We start from the raw sequence: 24,504 nt of genomic DNA, 5'->3' as shown, positions 1-24,504 counted from the left end.
GGTCTATCGGTGTAACTGATAGGCCATTTTTAGGTGAGAGCAAGGTCTAATGGGTGAGATATGTTGATATCACATGTAACAACAGCATTTCGAGTATTTAAACAACATAAGTTGTACTCGCTATTGAATGTCTTTGGGTTAAGCATTGGCTTGGCAGCTGCACTTCTGGTGGCATTATTTGCTGAGTATGAATTGTCGTTTGATGAAATGCAGCCCGATCATCAGCAAGTCTATCGTTTGCATATTGATGTGAATGTACCAGGGTTAGAAGAAATTCCACTGACTATGGTGAACATAGCGCAAACTTTAACAACACGAAGTGATGTTGCCGATCTTTTTATTCTTGCTGATGTAGTCGATAGTGGTTTGTTATCTGAGCATATAAAAATTGCTGATCAGGCATTTAAGCTAAACAGTCTGTACGGTACAGCGAAGAATATTCGTGATTTTGTAAATATCTCTGTGATTTTAGGTGACCTTGAAGCGGCTCTTTCAGCACCTCAGCAGATTGCTTTGAGTCACAGTGAAGCAGAACGACTATTTGGCAGTGCAGAAGGTGCACTCGGGCAAACGATACTGATCGAGGCAAAACGTTTTACCGTTAAAGCCATTTTTGAAGACTTACCTGATAATAGTCACTTTTTGTTTCACGCTTTAGTGCCAATTGATTTCACAGAATATAGCGACATTTCTAGCTATATTTACCTCAAAACTCTACACAATGCTGATTTAAAAGCGATAGAAAAGCAGTTGGCTGACCGACTCATTGAAAAATACCAACTTAAAAACAGTCAGCTTGAATACCGTTTAGTGCCTATGCGAGAGGTTTACTTTAAAGCCCATTCGCCATTTGAGTTAAAAACGGGTGGCTCTGCTTTTTTAGTCACTTTGAGTGTGGCACTGAGTGTTTTATTACTCGCCATTGCCGCAGCCAATTACATCAATATAGCAGTGTCGCAATTGTTGTATCGCAGCAAAGAGATCGCCATGCGTAAAACTTTGGGGGCGAGCAAGCGTCAGCTCATAGCCCAATTCTTGTTAGAAGCCTTATTGATGGTGATGTGTGCCACATTACTTGCGGTGTGTTGGGTTGAACTGCTCTTGCCAAGTTTTAGTGACTTTGCAAATCGACCACTCGACTTAGTGTGGGGAGCTTCAGAGTTTGCACTGATCATAGCTATAACCGTTTTATTAGCATTCATTTCAGGTGCTTATCCTGCATATTGTGTCGCACGCGCACCGTTAAAATCATTGCTTGCTGGGCAATTAAAAGCAGGCCAGCTGGTTCGAAAAGGACTATTGGTATTTCAGTCTGCGATGGCAATGGCCTTGATTGTTTGTACGCTAGTGAGTTTGCAGCAGTTGTCGTTCTTACAAAGCTTGTCGGTAGGTTATGACGCGACTGATCGCATCGTGATACACGATTTAAGCAGCAAGCAACTCATGGAAAAAGAGCATGCAATACTCAATGAGATCCGTGCGCTGCCAGGCGTTACTCAAGTTACAACAACCGATACGGACTTAACCGACAGCATTTTAGAAAGTTTTTATTTCCGCTGGCCAAACGGCTATGAAGAAAGCGAATTGCCACCGACTATCGGCACTGGTTTTCATGCGGTTGAAACCTTAGGTCTAACACTACTCGCTGGCCGAGACTTTTTACCAGAGTTTCAGAGCGATTGGCTGCACTATTTAAATAAAGTAAATAAAGCGTCAGGTGATCAGCCAGATGAAGAAGCACCTCAGGCAATGGCTATTTTGGTGACCGAACAAATGGCCAAACGCGCTGGCTATGACAATGTGAGTGAAGTGGTGGGACTGCAAGTTCAGGGGCTTTACCGCAACATCAATGCAACCATTGTCGGTGTAGTAAAAGACATCAAAGTGGGGTCGGCGAAAGATGATTGGCTGCCTGTGTCATTTTCAGCGGGATACAGCTCGCAATCAACGGTTAGATTGGTGATAGGCACCGAGCAAGCTAACCTTCCGCAGTTATTTAATCAGCTACGCCAACTTTTAAAACAGTTTAACTTAACCGCTGATCCGCAATTTAGCCTGATGCAGCAAGACTTGGCTAAAGTTTATCGCATCGAGCAAGACTTGTTTGTGCTCATCAGAAACTTCTCAGTGCTGGCCATGCTTTTAAGTTGCCTAGGCTTATTTGGACTCGCGGCATTTGCAGCAAAACGTCAGCAAAAGCAATTAGCAATAAGAAAAGTGCTTGGTGCATCACGTTTCTGTTTAGTGAATCTACTCGCCCGCGAGTTTCTAATCATAGTGCTTGCAGCAGCGGCAATCGCCTTACCATTTGCTTATTGGCTCATGGATAACTGGTTGCAAGACTTTAACGACCGTATTGAACACACCATTTGGGCGTATGGCTTGGCAAGCCTCATTGTGGCTGCATTCACTTGGCTCACCGTTGCAGCGTTGGCATTTAAAGCGGCCAGTGCGCGCCCATCAGAAACTTTACGTTATGAATAACAGTACAGATATACAGCAGTCAAAAAGGAACACAGTATGTTAGCGTCATATGTTACGACCGCTTTAAGAAGCTTTGCACAGCATAAACAACATGCCTTGTTGAGTCTGTCAGGGTTAAGTTTAGGCATGGCCATACTAATGTTGATTGGGCTTTTTATTCAGCATGAGCTGTCTTTTGAGCAAGGTCAGCCGGATCAAAAAAACCATTATCGACTGGTGATGCATGCCCAAGAGAATGGCAACGAATATATTCTTACCACCCCAAGGGCACATCAGCAGTTGCTCGATATTCCTGGTGTTGAATCGGTTTTTTATTTATTGAAAACGCAGATGGTCAGCGACGATAAAGTGGCGATTGGCAATAATGCATTTCAGCTCGCAGCAAACTACGCTGCGACCACAAATCTAGCCAAATTAGTCAATATTGATGTGCTGGCAGGCGATCTTACAACAACCCTGAATACACCCGAAAAAATAGCATTATCGCAGTCTGAAGCTGCGCGTTTGTTTGGGGCTTTTGCTACGCCAGATAAAATAATAGGCCGTACCTTAAAACTACAAAGGAACAATCGACTGCTTACGGTCAGTGCGGTGTTTGCCGATCTTCCTGTGAATAGTCATTTCTATTTTCATTCATTAACCAGCATTGAACCCTATATGGGCATTCGCGGTAATGTAATGCACACCTATGTTGCGCTATTACCTAATACAAATATGGAATTGGTTGCGCAGTCGGCAACAGAAATCTATGCGCAAATTTGGCAATGGCAAAACATTCATTATTGGTTACAACCTATCAAAGACATTCATTTAGGGCCTAACTTTGCCCAAGATATGAAAATAGGCGGAGACGCCACATCTGTGACGATCTGTGCAGTTATGGCGCTGGTTTTATTAGTCATCTCATGTGTGAATTATGTCAATTTCAGTGTTGCGCAGTCCTCTAATCGTGCCAAAGAGATTGGTGTACGCAAAGCCATGGGCGCGACGCGCGCTCAACTGATCACCCAGTTTATGAGTGAGTCTATCTTGCTGGCATGGTTCGCTATGTTAGTGGCCTGTGTGTTGGTTGAGTTATTTTTACCTAGTTTTATGCAACTGATTGGTCGTCCATTGCCAACACTAGAATGGCCGATTTGGTTGGGACAGGTATTTGCGCTGGCAACAGGGATTGGTGTGTTATCGGGCTTATACCCGAGCATGTACATGGCCGGATTTAACACCAAAGCCATTCTGAATGGCGAGCTAAAACAAGGTCGACAAGGTGTGTGGATCAGAAAGGCTTTATTATTACTGCAAATGGGCTTGTCGGTGGGTTTACTAATTAGCGCTATGATGTTGAGTAAGCAACTACATTTTCTACACTCTCTACCTGTGAATTATCAAAAGTCGCAGCAACTAGTGATCAATAATATGCCGCAAAAAGCATTATATGGAGATCAAAGTGCATCACTCTTGGCAAGCATTGAGTCTATCTCTGGTGTGACAGCCAGTGTGGCCATGGACTTCTCAATCACACAGTCTACCAACGCTGGTCTCTTCGTTAAGCTCCCTCAAACACCAGATACACCGCTTTCGTTATCGCTTGCTGGGGTACATGGCAAAGTGGTTGAAACTTTGGGGTTAACCTTGTTGGCTGGTCGCGATTTTTCTGACGAGTTTGCATCAGACAGGTTCAATCGAGACACCGAGCAAGGCAGTATTATCGTGCCTGAATCTGTGCTCAATACGTTAGGGTTCAGCAGCCCAGAAGGTGCGATTGGCAAACCAATCTCATTTTTTGCCGGACCATTCTCGAACGCAACGGGCACTATCGTGGGCGTAGTAAAAGACATTAAAGTTGGGCCAGTCAATCATCAAGGCGCCCCTGTGGTGTTTGTGAATGGTTTGGGTGTAGGCGGCACATATTCGTTGCTAGTTAAAGTTGAAAACCCTAAAGATGCTCAATTAAAGCTTGATTTACAAAACTTTGTGAAAGCGCGTTTAAACATTGCGCCTGTTGACATCACCTTACTTGAAGATGACTACCAAGCGCTTTATCGCGAGCAACAAAAATTATCTGAGGTGGTGGCTATCGGCGGTGTTATTTCACTAGTTCTTATTTTAATGGGCGTGTTTGGCTTAACTGGGTTTATTGTTAAGCAGCGTCAAAAAGAAGTGGCTGTTCGTAAGGTACTAGGGGCAAGTCGTTTGGTGATCATTAATGGGCTCGCTAAAGAGTTTATGATGTTGGTGTTATTTGGATGTGCGATTGCTTGGCCTATTTGCTTCTTGATATTGAGTGATTGGCTAGCGAGTTTTGAGCAAAGTGTTACGCAAAGTATTTGGGTTTATATGGTTGCTTCTTTGTTCATCAGTTTAATCACTTGGTTAACCGTGGCGGGCCTTACATATAAAGCTGCGAGTATTCGACCTGCTCAGATCTTAAGGTATGAATAATATGGGGTGGATAAAAAGTGAACAAAATGTGCTTTTGCTTCGTTTAATAACTAAACTCAAATAATACTTGTTGATCAGAGGTGAGTTATGCAAGCAACCGAATTGAAAATGCAGTTTGAAGAGCAAAACCTAGTCGCCGTTATTTTAAGTTATGCCGACTCTAACCATTACCTTGCGGGTGGTGTTGATACGCAAGGTAATTATTACTTACTAGAGAATCGAAAAGGTAGCACTGAAACCTTTAATTCAATGCGTGAAGCCGAAGTGACTTTAGCTGAACTGGGCGCTGAAAATGCGATATTTGAAATGGAAACTGCCTATGACGAGATGATAGGTAATTCTAAAAATGAGCGTTGCAAAATGATGGTGCATTTGGTCCATTAACTGGAGTCCATTAATTGGAGTCTCATTAATTGGAGTCTCATTAAATAATTCTGCTAGATGGGATCTAATAACCGAATAAAACAGTATAAAATTACTTTGTACCTATTTCCTACTCGATGGCTTGCTGATTTTATGCCCAAGCAAGCCATTTTTATTTCTTAAACACGTCACTTTTTACTTCATATTGAATTTTTTATTACTAGAATAAAAATCGATCAATTAAAACTTGCCCAATAGCAAAGGTTTCGTTTAAACTTTCGCGAAAGTTACGAAACGAAACTTATTAGCCAGTAAAGATGACGGATTATGACCAAACGCAACACGCAACAACGTCGCCATACCATTCTTGCTCGTGTGAATCAGCACGGTGAAGTCAGTGTCGAAGCACTTGCTTTAGAATTTGAAACTTCAGAAGTTACGATCCGAAAGGATTTAACGGCTCTTGAAAAGAGCGGTTTATTGTTGCGTCGTTACGGTGGTGCGATTGCATTACCAAAAGAAATCGTGGCAAAAGGCAACGAAAAAAGCGATACGCTTCGCAAAATGGCAATCGCCAAAGCTGCTTCAGCTTTGATAAAGGATCACAACCGCATCATTATTGATAGCGGTCGTACGACAGCTGCGATGATCCCAGAGCTGTCTAAAAAACGCGGTTTGGTCGTGATGACTAATGCGATGAATATCGCTAATCGTTTGTTATCTTTAGAAAATGAGCCAACACTTTTGATGACCGGAGGAACCTGGGATCCTCATTCGGAGTCATTTCAAGGGCAGGTAGCAGAACAAGTTTTACGTTCGTACGACTTTGACCAGTTATTTATCGGTGCCGATGGCATCGATGTTGAAAGAGGTACAACCACTTTTAACGAATTAGTGGGCTTGAGCCAAGTGATGGCTGAGTCAGCACGAGAAGTGATCGTGCTGGTGGAGTCAGAAAAAATTGGCCGCAAGATCCCAAATTTAGAACTGCCATGGCAGCAAGTAACCACCTTGATCACCGACAACCTCCTTGCAGATGACACACGCAAGGCGATCGAGGCAAAAGGCATACAGCTGATCTGTGCAGAGGCTTAATAAATTCAGACGACAACACCTGAATTTATAAATCATTATGACAACAGCCTAATTAGTTTGATGACGTGCAAATAATTCAACTACTTAACAGTGGCCGAATTATGTTCATCAACTAAATTTTACCTAAGCTACTTGGAATTGCAGGTAGGGTAAATAGGCAAACAACATGCAAAAATGGAGCATCTATGTGTGGCATTGTTGGGGCGGTAGCAGAGCGCCCAGTAAATAAAATCCTAATCGAAGGCTTAAAGCGTCTTGAGTACCGTGGCTACGACTCAGCAGGTGTAGCACTGAGCTTAAACGGCGAATTAAATACAGTTAAAGCAGTAGGTAAAGTTGCTAATTTAGATGCAGCATTAACTGATGCGGGTGTTAAAGGCACTACGGGCATTGCTCACACGCGCTGGGCAACACACGGTGGCGTAACTGAAGCAAACGCGCACCCACACATTTCAAATGATGAAATTGCGTTAGTACACAACGGCATCATTGAAAACCATTCACAGCTTCGTGACGCGTTGAAAGGTGACGGTTACGAGTTCTTATCTGAGACTGACACAGAAGTCATGGTGCACCTTATTCACCAACTTCGCCAGCAGCATTCAACGCTTTTAGAAGCGGTAAAAGCAGCGGTAAAACAGCTTGAAGGTGCTTACGGAACAGTTGTATTCGACAAAGCAAACGACAACGAAATCATTGTTGCGCGTTCTGGTAGCCCACTGGTAATTGGTTTAGGTCTTGGCGAAAACTTCATTGCTTCTGACCAACTAGCGCTTCTCCCTGTGACACGTAGCTTTATTTTCTTAGAAGAAGGCGACGTAGCGCGTATCACTCGTGAAACGGTTGAGATCTTTGATAAAGATGGCAACCCAGTTGAGCGTGAAGTGGTTGAATCAAACATCACCCAAGACGCATCAGGTAAAGGTGAATACCGCCACTACATGCTAAAAGAAATTTACGAGCAGCCAATGGCAGTTCGTAATACGCTTGAAGGCCGTTTAGAAAATGACCGAGTTTCAATCGATGCATTCGGCGACAGCGCACAGCAAATCTTCAAAGATGTTAAACATGTTCAGATCATCGCATGTGGTACGTCTTACCACTCAGGTATGGTTGCCCGTTACTGGCTAGAGCAGTTCGCAGGTGTTAGCTGTAACGTTGAGATTGCTTCTGAGTTCCGTTATCGCGAGTCTTTCGTTCACGAAAACAGCCTACTTGTGACGATTTCACAATCAGGTGAAACGGCTGACACATTAGCAGCACTTCGTCTTGCTAAAGAGCAAGGCTACATGGCTTCAATGACTATCTGTAACGTGCCGGGTTCTTCGCTAGTGCGTGAGTCTGACTTAGCATTCATGACCAAAGCAGGCGCAGAAATTGGTGTTGCTTCAACCAAAGCTTTCACCACTCAGCTAGTTGGTTTGTTAATGCTTACTGCGTCTATCGCGCAAGAGAAAGGCCGTGATCAAAGCGTGATTGTGAACGCAATTAAGACGCTACCGAGCAAGCTTGAAGAAGCGTTAAGCATGGCTGAAGGTATCGAAGGCTTAGCGGAAGAGTTTGCTGACAAGCACCACTCACTATTCTTAGGTCGTGGTTCACAATACCCGATCGCGATGGAAGGTGCGTTAAAGCTGAAAGAAATTTCATACATCCACGCTGAAGCGTATGCTGCTGGTGAACTTAAGCACGGTCCTTTGGCGCTTATCGATGCTGACATGCCAATCATTGTTGTTGCACCAAACAACGAATTACTTGAAAAGCTTAAGTCAAACGTTGAAGAAGTGCGTGCGCGTGGCGGTATCATCTACGTATTCGCAGACAAAGACACCGCGTTTGAGTCTGACGACACGATGCGTGTAATGAACGTAAACCACGTAGAAGACGTGATTGCACCAGTAGTTTACACGATTCCACTACAATTACTTTCTTACTACGTAGCGGTTATCAAGGGTACTGACGTTGACCAACCTCGTAACCTTGCTAAGTCGGTAACGGTTGAGTAATTAACGAGTTTTAGGGGGACATGTGTCCCCTGAAAATCAAGACACTAAAGGCGCATTCAGCGCCTTTTTTATGACTATGCCAAAATAATTTCTCTTTAAAACAGCTTATAATCTACTTCCCCTCATAGGCTTCTGAAGTTTGCATTCATAAAAACTAAAATAAAAAATTATCTTTATAAAATACAGGTTCTTACCAGTTATTTTTCTATTTTCTTGAGTTGTAAACTTAGGGTGCTGTGCACTTAAAAAGGCTGCATTAACAACAATCAGACACAATTCATCAAGACGTCAGGTTTTTTGTATTTGAACTGCTAATGTCAGTGGTTCTTACATCACTATTAAGGATAAATCATGAAGCCGAACTTAACTGTACTTACCCTGCTTTTTTTAAGTCTCAGCGGTTGCTCTATGAGTCATACTGAAGACAAACCTAATGTAGAAGAAAGTGCGTATTTTGGAGAGCAGCCTCCGGGTTTAGTGCCTAAAGTCTTTGAGCCCAAGATTGTTTCACCAAATGGAGAATTTGAAAGCGGTACATTCACGCCAGATATGCAATCTTTTTACTTCACCAAAGCCATAGGCGAAGACAAAAAGCGAGGCTTCTTTGTTATCAATAAAGAAAATAATCAGTGGGGAAAGGTGTCAGAAACCGATCTACGGTGGCCGCAGTTTTCTTACGATGGCAGCAAAATGTTCATCGGCAAAATGTATCGAGAGCGCCAAGGTAATGGCTGGTCTGAGCCTAAAAGCCCAGGTGCGTTCATAAAACATATGGCGCATGGCAGATCGGTTTCTGCGAATGGCACTTATTACTTTACCGGATATAAAGAGCGAGGTGTTGTCGGCGCTTTATATTCTTCTCGTCTTATTAACGGGCAGTATGAAGAGCCTATCAAGCTAAGAGATGATATGAATCAAGGAGAGTACATAGCGGGTTCCATGATAGCGCCGGACGAATCTTACTTGATTTGGAGTGTGCAACGAGCCGAGGGTTTTGGGCAATCTGACCTTTATATTAGTTTTAAAGAGCCAGATGGCACTTGGTCGAAGGTTATAAACATGGGAGCAACGATTAATACAGAAAAACAGGAAAGCTCTCCTCAATTATCACCTGATGGGAAATATTTTTTCTTTATTCGAGGCGATTGGCATGTCAATAAAAATGGCAAACGCGTTTATGAGGGAAAGCAGCATTGGGTTGATATTCAACTGATCAAAAACTTAAAACGAAAAAGCTAGTTTCCATTTTAATATTTCCTTCAACTAAACAACATACGCTAGAAAATTATAAATTGCACAAATAAAGAATATTAATTCTTTATTTGTGCATAATAATTCTTTAAGGTTATAACCAAGATCCATTGATGGTTGAACAAAGGTAAGCGGCAGGTGCGTACAACTGAACTCGTAGACGGTTTTCGTCAATCAACGCCTTATGTAAATGCACATAGGGGGAAAACATTTGTAATTATGCTAGGTGGTGAGGCGATTGATCAGCCTGGTTGTCGCAGTATAATTAATGATATTGCGTTACTGACGAGTCTCGGTATCAAGATTGTATTGGTATTTGGTGCACGACCTCAGATTAATGATGCACTTTGTGATGCTGGCATAATTACCCAGTTTCATAATGATGTACGGGTGACCGACAATGAGTCGCTTAAAGTCATCAAGCAAGTTGCAGGTGCCATGCAACTCGACATCACCGCGCGTTTGTCTAAATCGTTAAGCAGTACCCCTATGTCTGGCTCTAATCTTAACGTTGTCAGTGGTAATTTTGTGATCTCTCAGCCCTTGGGTATTGATAATGGTGTCGACTATCATCACTCAGGCAAAGTGCGTCGTATCGACGTAGACGGAATTTGCCATCAATTGAACAACAATAGCATTGTATTGCTTGGACCGATCACCGCATCAGTTACTGGTGAGAGCTTTAATCTAACAGCAGAAGAAATTGCCACCCAAGTCGCGCTTAAACTCAATGCAGATAAGATGCTGGGCTTCTGTAAAGAGGCGGGGATCTTAGACGAAAATGGGGAAGCTTTAGCTGAGTTGATGCCAAATGAGGCGGAGCAGGTATTAGCGCGTCATCGAGAACAAGGCTCTACTTGTATGAGTGCCTCAGTATTTTTGCAAGCGGCTATTGATGCATGTCGTGGCGGCGTGCACCGTTGTCACCTTATGAGTTATGAAGAAGATGGGGCCTTGCTTCAAGAGCTATTTTCCCTCGATGGTATTGGTACACAAATCGCGCCGCAGAGCTCTGAACAATTACGTAGCGCAACAATTGGCGACATTAATGGTATTATTAATTTAATTCGTCCACTCGAAGAGCAAGGTTACTTGGTTCGCCGTTCTCGCGAACAGTTAGAAATAGAGATTGAACAGTTTACCGTAATAGACCGCGATGGGGTGATCATCGCCTGTGCCGCACTTTATCCATTTGACGAAGAGAATATGGGTGAATTTGCCAGTCTTGCCGTTCATCCGCAATATCGCGATGCAGATCGTGGCAGCATTCTACTTCGATCGGTCATCAATAAAGCTAAGCGCATCGGTTATAAGAGTTTGTTTGCACTGACAACACGCAGTATTCATTGGTTTTTGGAGCAAGGTTTTGATTGTGTGAGTGTTGAAGACTTGCCTGATAAGAAGCGTTCGCTTTACAACTACCAAAGACGTTCTAGGGTACTAAAACTGGATCTAACAAGACTGCCGAAGAATAGGTAATCAGCTCAGGTCCTTGGAGTATTTGAAGGCGCGGCTTTATGTCGCGCATGTCTTGTAGTTGCACGCAAACCGTGTTTTTTAATGCGGGCTACTCTCACTTTTGGTAAAGCGAGCTTTGCGTTTATCTGTCGCTGCTTTTTCGCGTTCAAGTAATTTTTCTGCGTTTACCTCGGCCAGTGGGTTGAGCGCATCGCGGGTTATTTCACCATCTGCTGCCAGTGATAAATAACGGCCACAACAGACCCTCAAAAACGACGTGAAGTTACCTATATCATGATCGGCATCGAGTGATTCGTGATACAAGCGAGTAATAAGTTGCCCAACACTTAAGTCATCTCTAAAAGCGATTTCTTCTAACACACGCCAGAAAAAATGCTCAAGACGAATTGAAGTGGTGACGCCATCAATACGCAGTGAACGTGTGATGTTCTTCCAACAATCTTGGTTGGCTCCGATAAAAAGTTGGCACATAGTGATGGCTCCTCGTGAGTTATGCTTTGTTTAATAGAGCGATAAACTGTTTTAAAAATTCAGGGTGTGCAGGCCACGCTGGGGCTGTAACTAAGTTACCGTCGGTGATTGCTTGATCCATTTCTACTGACACATATTCAGCGCCTGCAAGTATAATCTCTGGCTTGCAAGCCGGGTAAGCAGAAATACGCTTACCAGTAATGATATTAGCAGCCGACAACAATTGCGGGCCATGGCAGATAGAAGCAATTGGTTTGTTATTGTCAGCGAATGCTTTGATAAGACCGATCACATTTTCATTCAAACGCAAATACTCAGGCGCGCGACCTCCGGGTAAGTAAAGCCCATCGTAATCGTCGGCACGCACTGCTGCAAAATCAGCGTTTAACGTAAAATTATGACCTGGCTTCTCAGTATAAGTTTGATGTCCTTCAAAATCATGAATAGCCGTGGCAATTACATCGCCTGCTTTCTTATTCGGGCAAACGGCATCAACCAGATAGCCCATAGCTTGCAGTGCTTGAAACGGCACCATGTTCTCATAGTCTTCTACAAAATCACCTGTGATCATTAAGATTTTCATTGTTCTTCGCCTTCTGCCTGTTGTTGAGTATTGGATACTTATTTTTCAAAAGCTCAGTTTATTTAAGCAAAGAATGAAAAGTGGCGGGTAACAGCCAATTACTACACCCACCCCCTCGCTTATTACCTCTTATTGAGTTGCAGCAAGAGATTAATTTAAAGGGCATTTATAGCCCTAAAAGATGTCGGTTAAGTGAGTTTAAAATAAATTAACTAGCAGAGCACTCACATAGACCCCCAACCCGAATACCAAATGGGTGCAAATACTTTTTAGCCTTGCTTGATTTGCTGAGGGGAGTCTTGATGCCGCAAAGCCCATACCAAAGCAAGGTTGCATGATAAAAAAGGGAAGTGAAACGCTCAAAAATGAAAACAGCAAAATCGGTAGCAACTCAGGTGCGCTTAACCAATTTAGCCCAGTGATACTAATAAATATAAAAGCAAAGATGACACCGATTGCATAATGCGCTGACCACCCTATGAATACTTCACCTTTTACGTAATGTGTTGCGGCAATATTTTGATGGATGAGCTGGCCTCGAGGCATGAGTAAAAGCCACCGACCGAGCAGTGCGTAATTAAGAGAGGGGATCGCAAATAGCTTTTTGATCAGTATTGCGTATAAGTCCATGGCGACCGTGGCACCGATACCTATAAGTAAAATATAAAAGAAAATTTCTTGGGTCATATAGTTTGTCTCTGTTGAAAAATTAACCTTACTTTCATAGCATGCCACTTAAAGTTAACTTTAAGTCAAGGCCATAATGAAAGAGAAAACATTGGATATTGGTGAAGTTGCAAAATTGTCAGGGTTCAGTGCTGCAACGCTTAGATACTATGAACAAAGAGGGCTGATCAAAGCCGTTGCTCGCAAAGGTTTGCGTCGTCAGTTTGATGGTGCAGTTGTAGAAAAGTTAACTTTGATCTCACTGGGTCGCTTGGCTAATTTATCATTAGATGAAATAGCAGATATGTTTGGTGAGAAATCACAGCTAGAAATAAATAGAGCAAAACTGCGACTCAAAGCACAAGAGGTAGATGAGCAAATTACACGTTTAAAAGCCACACGAGATAGTTTGCTACATGTTGCAGAATGCCCTGCAGAGCATCATTTACAATGCCCTAAATTTCAAAAATTAATGCGTGTTGCGAATAAACTTAAATAAAAGAGAGTAATAAACTCAAGAATGACATGCCTTATTACTTCCCAAGATGTCAACAGCATTAAAAGCGAACAAAAAAGGAAGCCATTTAGGGCTTCCTTTTATTATTAAAATTCAAAGTTAACTTGCACTGGGTAGTGATCAGACAGTTCGTTATAGTAACCATCATGATAATAACGGCCAGAAGGTAAGTTCCAATTTCCGCGCAGGTAACGCCAGTAAAAGTCACGATCTGCTTTTGGGTAACGCACTAACATTTCTGGGGTATTGGTCGGCTGCTTATGATCTGTATGCCAAAGTACATAGTCGAGCGTGTCGTTATATTCTAAGCTGTAGTCGAAATAGTAGGCGTTAGCTTTGGTAAACCAGTTGTGTTTTGCAGAGAAAGAGCCAACTTCAGGTGTGTTGAAAATAAGACGGCTGCGAACCACTTCAAGCATATCTGTAATTTCAGATTGCTTACTCCACTCTACGTTCATATCACCGCCGATAATGACCGGCTCAGAAGTGGGAATTTGCTCGCTCTGAATGAAGTCTTGTATCTCTTGTAATTGACCCATTCTCACAATATGTTCAGCTTCTGTGTCGCCATCATGCGTTGCTTGTAAATGTGTACCAATAAGGTGGTAACGTTTGCCATGTTTTTCTATTTCAACATAAGCGAAACCCTTGTTTGCTAAATAATCCCAACTATCAGTCAGGCTTTTATTAAACACATGGGCCTTTTGCGTAATGATGGGGTATTTAGATAAAATCACCACCCCACCGCGGATCACAAAGGGGCTATTCGAGCAGTTACCCGTTAAGCTTTGCCAACCTGCGCCACTGCAGTCTTCGCCAACATTGGGAGTTTGATAAGGATAAAGTTGAGCGAGTTGTGCTAATGCAGCTTCTGATTGGCTGCTAAAGGCTTCACTGATAAGAATAACATCAGGAAGGTCACTTAATTGAGATATGACGTTTGGTAAGCGCTGTGCACGATTTGCTTGATCCCAATCTTGCACGTTTAATTGCATAATATTATAAGCCATCACTTTAAGTGTATGGGCTTTGCTGTGTGCGCTGAGTAAAGCTAAAACACACACAAAGACACGCAGTAATTTCATTTTGTTCTCCGACAATTTCGGTTGTTTAAGCCCTCCCTGACGTCAGCACAATCCAATTGCTAAAGTGAGTGCTCAAATAGAGCAAAAACTTCAGCGCTAAAGTAGTTTTATAGAATGTCGGTTTAATTGCGTGAAAGTGCCTTTTTTATGAAGCTTTTCTTGTGATTATGTTGCTAGTTTCAAAATGCTTACATGAAAGCATGGTTTGATTTATGTAATCGTCAGCGCGGCCGATAAATAGAAACAACTCAATCAAATTAAGGAAAACCCATGCGTATCGGCAATGGCAACGCAATGCCAATTCATCTAAATGCGCCTACCAATACAAAGGACAAGGGCGTTCAAACTGAACAAGCTGAAAAAACGAAAGAGGCAGCTGATAGCCAAGATGAGTCGATCCATATTTCAATGGAAGGTCGAAAAAAACTGCAAGAAGAATCGGAAGATCCTAAAGATAAGCTTCCGCCACACATTAAAGAGATGATAAAAGCCATTGAGCGACTCATAGAAATGATCGAAGCTGCTGAAGAAGCGCTTGCTGAGGCAAAAGAAGCTAGCTACCCAGATGATGACACGAAACGAGATGTGCTAGATATGCATCAGAACCAGATTAATAGCCTAGAGTTTGCTCGTCACGATGCCATTAAAGGGTTGCAAGAAGCTATGAAAGAGGCCGGAATTTCTGAGCCGGGCATTATTGCTGAGTTAATGCGTTAGGGGCTCAAGGGCCTGCATCAAATAACTAAGATGTCGTGTTATTTTTTAATGTCTCCGGTTTTTAGTAGACATTCAAAACTGCCATTGGGTTTAAATCGGAAGTTGCCATCTAAATACTATCTTCTCTCTATTTTGAGAGTTAGCGTTTAATTTATATCTCAAAAACTAAAATCTGCTACATTTGTTATGTTATAACAATTTTAAATTGTCGTGTTGATTTAACAGTAGTGGTGAAGTTTATGGAAACAATGAGTGCAGAGTCTCTTGCTGAGATGGAACAAAAAATCATTAATGCGCCAGAAGAGGAGTATATGAATGACGAGCAGCTGGCGTTTTTTAGGCTGAAGTTAGTAGAGCTTCACGATACGACGCGTGAGCGTATTCGAGAAGCAAAAGAGCAAATGCTGAATAAACCTGATACTACAGATCCGTTAGATAAAGCGGCTTGGGAAGAGCAATCTAGTCTATTAATTCGTATTGTCGAGCGTGAGCAGCGCTTGTTACCTAAGATCCAACAGTCGCTTGAGCGTATTCGTCATGAAACTTATGGCTTTTGCCTTGAGTCTGGTGAGCCAATTGGCATTCCCCGTTTGTTGGCGAGACCGACTGCTGAGTACAGCATTGATGTTAAATCAGTGATGGAAATGAAAGAGCACTTACAAAAAGATTAAATTACCGAAGTATCCGTTAGTAAAAGTATGAAGTTAGCAGCAAGTTAGCAGCTAACTCAGGCACTTTTTATGAGTTTTGCTTGCTTAACCAAGTTGTAGGTCAAGCAATGGCGCGAGTGCATCAAGTTGTTTATTGAGTGCATTAAACTGGCGCAGGTTCGCAAGAAGTGCGCGTTGTAGTGTTTTGTTTGCTGAGCTTTGATCTAGTTCTTGCTCTAATAAACCGAGCGTGTTGTAAATTTCTTCCTCAATTGCATTGTCTTGGCTTTGTGCAAACTGTTTGATTTCTTCGAGTAAATCTTTAATTGCCTGTTGCTGCATAAACTTACTATGCGATGGCAATGGCATCGGAAAGTTATCTTTAGTCAAAAATGGAGTGACCGATTGGTCAATTAGGTTGTTGGCGATACTTTTGACATTCAGTTGAATGTATTTTGCGCAATGGTCTAGTGAAAACTTGGCTTCGTCGAGTGCTAAAAAGATGGTGTATTCTTGTAATAACGCATTCAACATGGTTGTTACATCAAGCAAATGCGGCTCAATGGGTTGGCCAAAGCTTTGCAAAATAATTTTTTGCTGCGTCATGTGATAGTTCACACGTAATTGCTGCAACATGTCAATGAGCTCTTCATTTAGCGTCATTTCATCGCTGTTTAAAATCGCTTTTAAAAAATCGCGTTCTTTTACGACTTCCCCTAGCTCTAGTTCAATATAGCGTTTGATCAGGTTGTCATTATCTTTATGTGTCGAGTTGAGCAACGCATCTATGATGTTTTGACGCGTTTCGTCTGTTTGCAGCAATAATGCTTTAACAATATCGTTTTTGCTTGAAAAGTAAGAATAAATAGAACCTTTCGCAATATTTGCATGTTCTGCAATCTTGGCAATGGTGGTTGCTCTAAAACCATTTTCAATAAATAAGGTTTTAGCTGTCGATAAAATTAAATCGCGTTTTGACACTGTAATTTCCTCAAAGAACTCACCATATTCTCACACATGATTAAAAATATAACAATTAGTCACTTGAAAATGACTGCTCGGTCATTTATATTTTGACCGTTGTTTTGTTTCAGGAGAGAAGTAATGAGTCAAAGTGGTGGTGAGTTAAAAAACTTATGGCAGATTTTAAAGCCGCATAAGCCAAGTAAGATGCAATTTGCAGTGTTGTCAGTGTTGGTTGTCGTTACAACGGTGCTCGAGTTATTGATCCCATGGTTTTCGAAAAACTTAGTCGACTCTATCTCAGTCGATGGCGTTGCGATGTCGGTATTAATGACACTTCTGGGCATTGTGCTAATAAGTGCCGTGTTTGAAGGGATTTTGACATGGTATGGTGCCAAAACTGGTGAACGTATATGCACCAGCTTACGCTATAGCCTTATTGGTAAGTTATTGTTTAGTAAAGTTGAAGCTGCATCAGATAAACACAGTGCTGAATACGCAACACGCGTTGTTAACGATACCTTAGAAGTTAAAACGGTGCTGGCGACTGATTTTATTAGTTTATTTGCGGGTGCTGTATCACTTGTGGCGGTTGTCGCTATGATGTTCTATCTCGACTGGCGTTTAACTCTGGTTTTATTGGCGTGTGTGTTAGTCGGCTTTTTAATTATTTTGCCTTTATCTCTGATGATGAGTGGTATTGGTAAAGCCATTCAAGCTGCTCAAGCAAAGCTCCTGAGTACGTTAACTGAGTGGATGCGCCATCACACTCTGATCAAATCTCATAATGCGCAAAGCCCTTTGCATCAAGAATCAAAAGCATTACTAGAAACCTGCATGGAGCACGAAGTTCGAGGGGCTAAAATCATGGCAATGATCAGCCCGACCATTAACTTGGTGCTGATGATGAGTATGGTCGCGATTTTAGGCTTTTCGAGCTATTGGATGCAGCAAGGTAGCATGACTTTAGGCACAGTTACCGCATTTTTAATGTACTTGTTTGGTTTAACTTTTCCGCTTGTGGCACTGGGCGCATTCTTCAGTAATTTATTTAAAGCTGCGGGCACGGCAACTCGACTACAAGACATTGAGCAGTTAGCGCAGGAGCAGCTTCAGCAAGGTGAAAGCATCGACAATGCGAGTGAAATTCAAATACAAGCACTGAATTTTGAGCGTGATGAGAAAGTGATATTAAATAACGTTAGCTATCAATTTGATGGGCCGGGTTTATCAATTGTAACCGGTGAAAGTGGCTCAGGAAAAAGCACCCTGATGTCGCAATTACTTGGTTTTTATGATGATACAAAGTCAGCGATATTCATTGATGGCAAACGTTTAGATGACATTGATTTATATTCTTTGAGACAAGCAATTGCGTGGGTCGATCAAGAGCCGAAATTATTAAATACCAGCATTAAAGAAAACCTGCTATTAGGTTTGTCTGAGCAACCGAGTGATGATGCAATTGAACAAGCGCTTGAGCAAGTTGGGTTGTCGCAATGGTATGAAAAGATTGGTAAAGATCTCGAACAGGCCGTGAGTGAGCGTGCGCAGATTTTCTCTGGAGGTGAAAAACAGCGATTTGCTATCGCCCGTGCGCTATTGCGCAATGCCAAAGTGTTATTGATGGATGAGCCAACATCGGCCTTAGACAAACACAATAGTACTGAAATGATGACCTTGATCAGAACTATCGCGAAGGAGCGACGTGTCATTATGATCAGCCATAACAGTGCTTTTTTACAGCAAGATGATGATCATGTGCATATTGCAGAGGGCGCGATTGTTAAATCTGCAGCTTAAGTTCATATACAGGTTAATTTAGATGTGAAAAGCGGTGTGAATAGTGTTATTCAGGCCGCTTTTTGTTTGGGTTTTACCTAAAATTATTTCGGTTATTTTTATGAAATGGTTACTTTTTACTTTCTTTTGTACCTGATGTGTTGATATGTTGAACGAGTAACCACTTTATTTTTAAAGGATTTGTCGTGCATTTACTTAAACCTTTGGCGCTTTCTCTTAGTTTAGCCCTGTCTGCAATTACTGTTTCTCCGCTGGCGCTTTCTCAAACTTCAGCAACCGAAGAACGAGCTGATTACACTCAGTTTACTCATGTATTTAAATCGAACATTTTAAACGAAGAACGCACAGTCGTTGTTCAACTACCAAAGAGTTATAAAGCTGAGCCTGATAAAGCCTATCCGGTCATTTACCGTTTAGATGGGGCGGGTAATTTACCATTGATCACCTCAGTGCTTGAGCGCTTACAAAACGACAATGCTGCACCAGAAGCCATCATAGTGGCAATTGAAAATACCGAGCGATTAAGGGATTTATATCCGACCGTAAATGAAGAGCCGCAAGGTCCTGTTGGATTAGGGGGCGGAGGTAAAAAGTTTTTAGACTTTTTTGAAAAGGAGCTGATCCCACTTATCGATGAAAAGTATCGCACTCATGATTATAAAGTCATTGGTGGTGCATCGGCCGGTGGGGTATTTGCACTTTATGCGATGACCGAAAAACCGACCCTGTTTCAAGCGCATTTAGCTTATAGTCCGGCGGTTTGGTGGAATTATGGAGCCGCAGTGACGCGCACAAAAGACTTTTTAAAGAAAAACAAAACCCTAGATACATTTCTTTATATGAATATCGGTGAGGAAGCGGGTGTCATGCGTGAGCGTTATGACGATTTGCAGCAGTTTATTCAAAACAATAAACCATTCAAATTATCATACGTGAGTGATGCGCTTGATGGCGTATCTCACAACCTAACGTCTGCGGCAGGGGCGTTTAATGCTTACCATAATTTATTTATGTCTAAGCAAATGCCGTTGAAAAAGCTGACGTACGACATGGCCTCGATAGATGCATATTATAAAAAGCTCTCCGAGCAATGGGGTGAGCAGATCACACCACCAGATAATGCAGTTAGACAGTTAGGCTATCAGCTCATCGGCATGCGCAATTACGATAAAGCTATTCAGGTATTCGCCCATAATACTAAGCTACACCCCAACTCAGTTGATGCTTGGTGGGGGTTGTCTTATGGCTATGAACAAAAAGAAGACAACAAAAAAGCGTTCGAGTTTTTAGAGAAGGCTGTAAAGCTCGCTGATAAGTCATACCCTTATTACGACATGCTTATGGATGCGCAAACTAGGTTAAAAGCAGCGGCTAACCTGTAGCTTTCAAGGCGGTCGTAACAAAGCAAAGTTACGATTGCTGGTTATACTCAGAGGATGAGAAGTTTGAGCAAGCAAATAATGAAATTGTGTCTGTTCTTTTATTGCTGTTTTATTGCTTGCTCGGCATCGGCTGAGCGCCCGAGTTTGTCAGTGGTGTTTGAACATAACCCACCGTTTCAAACCATTGATGAACACAATAAAGGTCAGGGGCCCATAATTGACTTTGCAGAGCTATTAATTGCTGTCGCAAAAGAAAATGCGGACTTTAAAGCTGAATTCAATGGCAAGCCTTGGGCTCGTATCATGGAAAGGGATGCTTACCACCCCAACATTCTTATTCTCTCAATGTCTAAAACCCCACAGCGAGAACCGCATTTTACTTGGTTAACGCAAGTTTATACCGGTCAGCAGTATATCTGGAAAGTGAAAGGACGACCTGATCCAGAAGGTAGGCAATTACAGGTTGCCGTTGAACGCAATGCACATAAGATGATGAGTATTAAACATCACTTCGGTGAAGATAATATACATAAATCACTTAATTCTGCTCAAGCATTACACGCACTGTTGAAAGGGCGTGTTGATCGTTTTGTCGGCACTGTATTCGCTGTTTCTGGTAAGTTGCAGTCGCTAGGCCATGATATGAATGAACTACAGCGTTTGGCCAAATTTGATGACTCAGGGTTTGCGAGTCAGGGCTTATCGTTTGCGCTCACACTCGATACAGATGAATACTTAGAATCGGCACTACGCAAAGCGCTGAAAGATCCTAGAGTTGAGCAAGCAAGAGCTAAATTACAGCAGCAGTTTGAAGCGTCAGAGCGCCAGCTTATGGCTGGGTACTGAGTATACAATATTGATTAATTTGGTAAAAATAGACGAAAAAATAGCCTTGTGTTAACCTGAATCTGCAATAGGTAATTGTTAGCAAAAGGAACTTTATAATGAAACAAACATTACTCGCAACGGCAGTATTTGCTGTGATGATATCGGGTTGTAACACAACCACTCAAACGACCTCGGATCTTTGCAAGCCTTTAACTTATCAATGTCATAGTGGTTTAAAGAAATATTATGCCGGAAGTAAAGTAGGGAAAAAGGCAGCAAAAGCACTCACTTTAGTAAGCAAAGGGCATACTGAGCAAGCAATTGAGTATCTCGAATCAACACATACAACTAATGCCTATGACCAAGCTGTGATAGCAAGGCTATTAGCATCAGTTCATTTTCAGCAAGATAATTATCGTCAGGCGCTGGACGCAATAAGGATTGTCATTGCCTCTCCAGAAATAAATGCAAATGAGCTGAAAAGTGCATTATTACTAGAACTCGAGTTGTTGTATAGACTACAAGAGTTCAATGAAATTCCATTAAAGGCTAAGGTGTACTTAGCGTATACCGAGCAATCTCAAGATACGAAATTGTATACTCTTTTAAGTTTAGTTAATGGACCAGATGAGCTTGAGCTTAATTTGCTAGAGGTCTTTGGGGAAGGCCATACTTTGAGTAAAGATAAGCAATATGAAGACTTTCTAAAAACAAGCTCAAAAGAACGCACCTTGGCATCAGCTAATGATAAGCACTCACCTAAATTAAAGCGTCGTGTTGATCCTAGTTACCCTATCAGAGCAATAGAAAAAAAGATTGCATATGCAAAGGTAAATTACATTTTTGATTTAGATGAAACGGGCAGGCCTAGGAATATTAAAGTACTTGATGCGAGCCCTGATAGCACTTTTAATAAAGCAGGGATGAAAGCACTAAAGCAATGGCGATATTACGTTTCTTTGGATAAGAATAATCAAGTGATCGATGGCAAGGGGGTCACAGTGACCTTAGAGTGGATGTTGCAATAGAAGCTCTCTGATAAATTGAACAGCAAAGTTGCATTTAAGTTGGGGGTTAACGCGCGAGCCAGGTTTATTTGAGCCTAATCGCTTTATATAACGTATGAATTTGTTATTTCGTTAAGTTTCTCTTTTATGCAACACACCCTTACCCCACGAAAACTATTAAACAGCAAATGGACCGCCGTTCACCCGCAATCAAAAGAAAAGCACTTTATGGTTACCAGTGTTGAGTTTGATGAAGAAGGTCGCGTGATTGAATGTATCATTGAAGCGGTGATGACCAAGCGCGAAATAGAAATTAACTGGCGCGATCTCAAAAACCCAAAAGTGTGGAAGGTGGGCTGGAAATAGCAGTTAAAATCTTTGAAAGTCTCTTAAAAAGCCAAAATTCTTATTTTTATCTTCTCTGATTATTTACATCAAATAAATAACTATAGTGAAAAGTTTTTGCAAATTGTCTTGCAAAAAGGGCCAGTCAAATTTAGACTGCGCCCGCTCACTCATCGAGCGTTTATTATTTCATCAACTAACTGTAAAGGAGAAAAACATGTCACATAAAAATTTATCCTTTGCAGGTCTTGTCCGCTAAAAAGCGATTAATTAGAAACTAACTTATTAGTTTCTGCCATGCTTTCTCATCGGTCACTTCCAAGTATAAATAGACCTGCCAATACGACCCAATAAGGTTTAATAATCAGTATTATTCTGATCGCTTTGGCACGGCTTTGACTTTCATATTACGCCTAAAGTAATTGCTTTCGCTTACTATTTTGTAGCGAATAAAGCAGTCAGTCTGATTAACCTTTTGGATCCACCATCTTTTTCTTAGTAAGAAAGGTATTGGTACTATGGGCAAATCAGTCCAAAAATTAACAGATTCGGTCAACCTAATTGCATCCAAAGATACTTGGATTGAAGGGTTGGCTACACAACAACTAATTAAAACATCAGAGCTGGCAGGTATGCTTCGAGTTGCAGGCATGCCAGATTTACATCCAGGCCGAGGCTATCCAATTGGTGCGGCATTTTTTACAAAAAATAAAATCTATCCTGCTTTAGTGGGCAACGACATAGGGTGTGGTATGGCTTTGTGGCAATCGTCGTTGAAGGTGTCAAAGGTAAACCTAGATAAAATCGTTAAAAAGCTCAAAGACATTGAGTTGCCGCTGGATGACAGCTGGAGCGACATCATCCAAATGCGAAGAAATGAGAAAAACATACGTGTACAAGGTTTTGATCATGCGCTTGGCACTATAGGTGGAGGCAATCACTTTGCTGAATTTCAAGCGGTCGATGAAGTGTATAACGAGCGAGCCTTTTCAGCTTTAGGTTTGTCTAAGCAGCAATTGCAATTGCTCGTGCACTCTGGTTCTCGTGGGTTAGGCCAGTCAATTCTGGTCAAACATATCACTGAACACAACCATGATGGCTTACAAAGCTCAGAGCAAAGCTTTACGCATTATTTTGAACAGCATGATGAAGCGGTGCGCTGGGCTGAGCTTAATCGAGAGATGATAGCAAAGCGCTTTTTAGACGCCATTCGCGCAGATGGTAATGTCATTTTAGATGTAAATCACAACTTAGTGACTGCAAAAGAAATTGGAGGCATGAAAGGCTTTTTACACCGAAAAGGTGCAACACCGAGTGACTGTGGCGCGGTTGTTATTCCGGGTTCTCGAGGTGATTATAGCTATTTGGTTAAGCCCAGAGACGATGCTGACGAAGCAATGCACATGAGTTTGTATTCGTTAGCACATGGCGCGGGTAGAAAGTGGAAGCGTGGTGAGTGCCAAGGTCGCTTAAGTCATAAATATAAACGCGATGACTTATATAAAACTGAGCTTGGCAGTCGGGTGATTTGTGCAAATAAAGAGCTGCTATATGACGAAGCACCTCAAGCGTATAAAAAGGCTCAAACCATTATTGCCGACTTAGAAGAAGCGGGGTTAATCGATGTTATTGCAAGGCTTCGCCCGATATTGACCTTTAAAACCAATGGAGGGTGTAGCGCATGATGTTATTGCAATTAACTTCAGGGCAAGGGCCAATTGAATGCTGTAAGGCTGTAGGACTGGCACTGAAAACCATTGAACGCGAGTGCCAAGCTCAAAACATTGATTACTCGATTGTGGAAGCCGTGGGTGCTCAGCAAAAAGGCTGCTTTAAATCTATATTGATTGAGCTTGAGGCAACAGAAAAGGCCAAACAGTTTGCGCATCATTGGCAAGGTGCACTGTTATGGGTTTGTCAAAGCCCATTTCGTACTAAGCATAAACGTAAAAATTGGTTTTTCAGTGGCAATCTTTATGAAGTGAATACTCAGCAGTTTGATAAGGCGATTGATTATCAAACTTGCCGAGCGTCAGGGGCAGGCGGTCAGCATGTCAATAAAACTGACTCTGCAGTGCAAGCCACGCACAGAGAAACAGGCTTAATGGTTAGGGTTGAGAGTGAGCGCAGTCAGCATGCGAACAAGCGTCTAGCAACAGCGTTACTGTTACAAAAACTAGAAATGCTGAAGCAAACTGAGATCTCTGAGCAAGATAAGTCTCGGTGGCAGCAGCACTGGGAAGTACAGCGTGGCAACCCGAGTAGAACGTTTAAAGGTGAGCGGTTTACTCCTCAAGATTAATTAGGAAATCGATGCTAATAAAAACAAAATTAGGCGCGCTCTTTTAGCTAATTGCTAAAGGAGCACGA

22 protein-coding genes are annotated in these 24,504 nt (G+C 42.0%); 17 read left to right on the top strand and 5 right to left on the bottom strand.

From position 1 onward, the window contains the following. The first annotated feature begins 60 nt into the window (after positions 1 to 60). The 7 genes from ACXAC4_RS16905 to argA all read left to right on the top strand — a co-directional run bounded on the left by ACXAC4_RS16905 (position 61) and on the right by argA (position 11,117). A complete protein-coding gene (locus ACXAC4_RS16905) occupies positions 61 to 2,484 on the top strand; it encodes an ABC transporter permease (protein ID WP_475163650.1) in 2,424 nt (807 codons plus the stop codon). Between the two features lie 36 nt (positions 2,485 to 2,520). After that, on the top strand, positions 2,521 to 4,923 hold the full coding sequence (locus tag ACXAC4_RS16900) for an FtsX-like permease family protein (protein ID WP_475163649.1): 2,403 nt from the start codon (positions 2,521 to 2,523) through the stop codon (positions 4,921 to 4,923). An 87-nt stretch (positions 4,924 to 5,010) separates the two neighbouring features. Continuing rightward, a complete protein-coding gene (locus ACXAC4_RS16895; protein ID WP_475163647.1) occupies positions 5,011 to 5,307 on the top strand; it encodes a DUF6482 family protein in 297 nt (98 codons plus the stop codon). Positions 5,308 to 5,613: 306 nt separating this feature from the next. After that, complete coding sequence (locus ACXAC4_RS16890) at positions 5,614 to 6,381, top strand: DeoR/GlpR family DNA-binding transcription regulator (RefSeq protein ID WP_475163645.1); 768 nt, start codon at positions 5,614 to 5,616, stop codon at positions 6,379 to 6,381. Between the two features lie 185 nt (positions 6,382 to 6,566). Further along, complete coding sequence (glmS, locus tag ACXAC4_RS16885; RefSeq protein ID WP_475163643.1) at positions 6,567 to 8,387, top strand: glutamine--fructose-6-phosphate transaminase (isomerizing); 1,821 nt, start codon at positions 6,567 to 6,569, stop codon at positions 8,385 to 8,387. Positions 8,388 to 8,738: 351 nt separating this feature from the next. Continuing rightward, positions 8,739 to 9,626 carry a hypothetical protein gene (locus tag ACXAC4_RS16880; RefSeq protein ID WP_475163641.1) on the top strand — a complete coding sequence of 296 codons (888 nt, stop codon included), beginning with the start codon at positions 8,739 to 8,741 and terminating at the stop codon, positions 9,624 to 9,626. A 150-nt stretch (positions 9,627 to 9,776) separates the two neighbouring features. After that, positions 9,777 to 11,117 (top strand): amino-acid N-acetyltransferase, encoded by a 1,341-nt coding sequence (argA, locus tag ACXAC4_RS16875; protein ID WP_475163639.1) that lies wholly within the window; start codon positions 9,777 to 9,779, stop codon positions 11,115 to 11,117. Between the two features lie 78 nt (positions 11,118 to 11,195). Here argA and ACXAC4_RS16870 read toward each other — a convergent pair whose 3' ends face one another. The 3 genes from ACXAC4_RS16870 to ACXAC4_RS16860 form a co-directional block, all read right to left on the bottom strand. Further along, positions 11,196 to 11,588 carry a ribbon-helix-helix domain-containing protein gene (locus ACXAC4_RS16870; RefSeq protein ID WP_475163637.1) on the bottom strand — a complete coding sequence of 131 codons (393 nt, stop codon included), beginning with the start codon at positions 11,586 to 11,588 and terminating at the stop codon, positions 11,196 to 11,198. Between the two features lie 19 nt (positions 11,589 to 11,607). Next, a complete protein-coding gene (locus ACXAC4_RS16865) occupies positions 11,608 to 12,171 on the bottom strand; it encodes a DJ-1/PfpI family protein (RefSeq protein WP_475163634.1) in 564 nt (187 codons plus the stop codon). A gap of 198 nt (positions 12,172 to 12,369) precedes the next feature. Further along, the gene (locus ACXAC4_RS16860; protein WP_475163632.1) at positions 12,370 to 12,858 is read right to left on the bottom strand and encodes a DUF2938 domain-containing protein; all 489 of its coding nucleotides are present in this window, start codon (positions 12,856 to 12,858) and stop codon (positions 12,370 to 12,372) included. A 76-nt stretch (positions 12,859 to 12,934) separates the two neighbouring features. On the opposite strand from ACXAC4_RS16860, the gene ACXAC4_RS16855 reads away from it, so the two are divergent. Next, positions 12,935 to 13,336, top strand: coding sequence for a helix-turn-helix domain-containing protein (locus ACXAC4_RS16855; protein WP_349284925.1), 402 nt, complete (start codon positions 12,935 to 12,937; stop codon positions 13,334 to 13,336). Between the two features lie 104 nt (positions 13,337 to 13,440). Here the strand turns inward: ACXAC4_RS16855 and ACXAC4_RS16850 are convergent, their stop codons facing one another. Next, on the bottom strand, positions 13,441 to 14,439 hold the full coding sequence (locus ACXAC4_RS16850) for a sphingomyelin phosphodiesterase (protein ID WP_475163629.1): 999 nt from the start codon (positions 14,437 to 14,439) through the stop codon (positions 13,441 to 13,443). A 270-nt stretch (positions 14,440 to 14,709) separates the two neighbouring features. On the opposite strand from ACXAC4_RS16850, the gene ACXAC4_RS16845 reads away from it, so the two are divergent. Beyond that, entirely contained in the window at positions 14,710 to 15,156 is a 447-nt protein-coding gene (locus tag ACXAC4_RS16845) for a hypothetical protein (protein ID WP_475163626.1), read from the top strand. A gap of 239 nt (positions 15,157 to 15,395) precedes the next feature. Then, positions 15,396 to 15,827, top strand: a complete 432-nt coding sequence (locus tag ACXAC4_RS16840) for a TraR/DksA C4-type zinc finger protein (RefSeq protein ID WP_083496615.1) — start codon at positions 15,396 to 15,398, stop codon at positions 15,825 to 15,827. Between the two features lie 84 nt (positions 15,828 to 15,911). Here the strand turns inward: ACXAC4_RS16840 and ACXAC4_RS16835 are convergent, their stop codons facing one another. After that, positions 15,912 to 16,787, bottom strand: coding sequence for a TetR/AcrR family transcriptional regulator (locus ACXAC4_RS16835; RefSeq protein WP_475163622.1), 876 nt, complete (start codon positions 16,785 to 16,787; stop codon positions 15,912 to 15,914). 123 nt (positions 16,788 to 16,910) lie between these two features. On the opposite strand from ACXAC4_RS16835, the gene ACXAC4_RS16830 reads away from it, so the two are divergent. The 7 genes from ACXAC4_RS16830 (at position 16,911) to prfH (ending at position 24,436) form a co-directional block, all read left to right on the top strand. After that, entirely contained in the window at positions 16,911 to 18,572 is a 1,662-nt protein-coding gene (locus ACXAC4_RS16830; protein ID WP_475163619.1) for an ABC transporter ATP-binding protein, read from the top strand. Between the two features lie 185 nt (positions 18,573 to 18,757). Beyond that, positions 18,758 to 19,954, top strand: coding sequence for an alpha/beta hydrolase-fold protein (locus tag ACXAC4_RS16825; protein ID WP_475163618.1), 1,197 nt, complete (start codon positions 18,758 to 18,760; stop codon positions 19,952 to 19,954). Between the two features lie 63 nt (positions 19,955 to 20,017). Then, positions 20,018 to 20,800: a substrate-binding periplasmic protein gene (locus ACXAC4_RS16820; protein ID WP_475163616.1), complete on the top strand. Its 783-nt coding sequence runs from the start codon at positions 20,018 to 20,020 to the stop codon at positions 20,798 to 20,800. A 98-nt stretch (positions 20,801 to 20,898) separates the two neighbouring features. Next, the gene (locus ACXAC4_RS16815) at positions 20,899 to 21,810 is read left to right on the top strand and encodes a TonB family protein (protein ID WP_475163614.1); all 912 of its coding nucleotides are present in this window, start codon (positions 20,899 to 20,901) and stop codon (positions 21,808 to 21,810) included. Between the two features lie 126 nt (positions 21,811 to 21,936). Then, positions 21,937 to 22,155 carry a TIGR02450 family Trp-rich protein gene (locus ACXAC4_RS16810; RefSeq protein WP_475163613.1) on the top strand — a complete coding sequence of 73 codons (219 nt, stop codon included), beginning with the start codon at positions 21,937 to 21,939 and terminating at the stop codon, positions 22,153 to 22,155. Between the two features lie 497 nt (positions 22,156 to 22,652). Beyond that, positions 22,653 to 23,819 carry an RNA ligase RtcB family protein gene (locus tag ACXAC4_RS16805; protein WP_475163611.1) on the top strand — a complete coding sequence of 389 codons (1,167 nt, stop codon included), beginning with the start codon at positions 22,653 to 22,655 and terminating at the stop codon, positions 23,817 to 23,819. Beyond that, entirely contained in the window at positions 23,816 to 24,436 is a 621-nt protein-coding gene (prfH, locus tag ACXAC4_RS16800) for a peptide chain release factor H (RefSeq protein ID WP_475163610.1), read from the top strand. The genes ACXAC4_RS16805 and prfH overlap by 4 nt, the downstream gene beginning before the upstream one ends. The last annotated feature ends 68 nt before the right edge of the window (positions 24,437 to 24,504 follow it).

The organism is Pseudoalteromonas sp. AWM4_233 (assembly GCF_056158285.1).
Note: the sequence above shows the minus strand (reverse complement) of the source record. Positions and strands in the feature narration are given on the sequence as shown.

What these genes read in the sequence shown, in the direction of transcription:
- ACXAC4_RS16905 (WP_475163650.1), top strand. Translation starts at nt 61, where the DNA reads ATGTTGATATCACATGTAACAACAGCATTTCGAGTATTTAAACAACAT.
- glmS (WP_475163643.1), top strand. Translation starts at nt 6,567, where the DNA reads ATGTGTGGCATTGTTGGGGCGGTAGCAGAGCGCCCAGTAAATAAAATC.
- ACXAC4_RS16855 (WP_349284925.1), top strand. Translation starts at nt 12,935, where the DNA reads ATGAAAGAGAAAACATTGGATATTGGTGAAGTTGCAAAATTGTCAGGG.
- ACXAC4_RS16805 (WP_475163611.1), top strand. Translation starts at nt 22,653, where the DNA reads ATGGGCAAATCAGTCCAAAAATTAACAGATTCGGTCAACCTAATTGCA.
- ACXAC4_RS16880 (WP_475163641.1), top strand. Translation starts at nt 8,739, where the DNA reads ATGAAGCCGAACTTAACTGTACTTACCCTGCTTTTTTTAAGTCTCAGC.
- ACXAC4_RS16840 (WP_083496615.1), top strand. Translation starts at nt 15,396, where the DNA reads ATGGAAACAATGAGTGCAGAGTCTCTTGCTGAGATGGAACAAAAAATC.
- ACXAC4_RS16845 (WP_475163626.1), top strand. Translation starts at nt 14,710, where the DNA reads ATGCGTATCGGCAATGGCAACGCAATGCCAATTCATCTAAATGCGCCT.
- ACXAC4_RS16895 (WP_475163647.1), top strand. Translation starts at nt 5,011, where the DNA reads ATGCAAGCAACCGAATTGAAAATGCAGTTTGAAGAGCAAAACCTAGTC.
- ACXAC4_RS16850 (WP_475163629.1), bottom strand. Translation starts at nt 14,439, where the DNA reads ATGAAATTACTGCGTGTCTTTGTGTGTGTTTTAGCTTTACTCAGCGCA.
- ACXAC4_RS16900 (WP_475163649.1), top strand. Translation starts at nt 2,521, where the DNA reads ATGTTAGCGTCATATGTTACGACCGCTTTAAGAAGCTTTGCACAGCAT.
- ACXAC4_RS16810 (WP_475163613.1), top strand. Translation starts at nt 21,937, where the DNA reads ATGCAACACACCCTTACCCCACGAAAACTATTAAACAGCAAATGGACC.
- ACXAC4_RS16860 (WP_475163632.1), bottom strand. Translation starts at nt 12,858, where the DNA reads ATGACCCAAGAAATTTTCTTTTATATTTTACTTATAGGTATCGGTGCC.
- ACXAC4_RS16830 (WP_475163619.1), top strand. Translation starts at nt 16,911, where the DNA reads ATGAGTCAAAGTGGTGGTGAGTTAAAAAACTTATGGCAGATTTTAAAG.
- ACXAC4_RS16890 (WP_475163645.1), top strand. Translation starts at nt 5,614, where the DNA reads ATGACCAAACGCAACACGCAACAACGTCGCCATACCATTCTTGCTCGT.
- ACXAC4_RS16870 (WP_475163637.1), bottom strand. Translation starts at nt 11,588, where the DNA reads ATGTGCCAACTTTTTATCGGAGCCAACCAAGATTGTTGGAAGAACATC.
- ACXAC4_RS16865 (WP_475163634.1), bottom strand. Translation starts at nt 12,171, where the DNA reads ATGAAAATCTTAATGATCACAGGTGATTTTGTAGAAGACTATGAGAAC.
- prfH (WP_475163610.1), top strand. Translation starts at nt 23,816, where the DNA reads ATGATGTTATTGCAATTAACTTCAGGGCAAGGGCCAATTGAATGCTGT.
- ACXAC4_RS16815 (WP_475163614.1), top strand. Translation starts at nt 20,899, where the DNA reads ATGAAACAAACATTACTCGCAACGGCAGTATTTGCTGTGATGATATCG.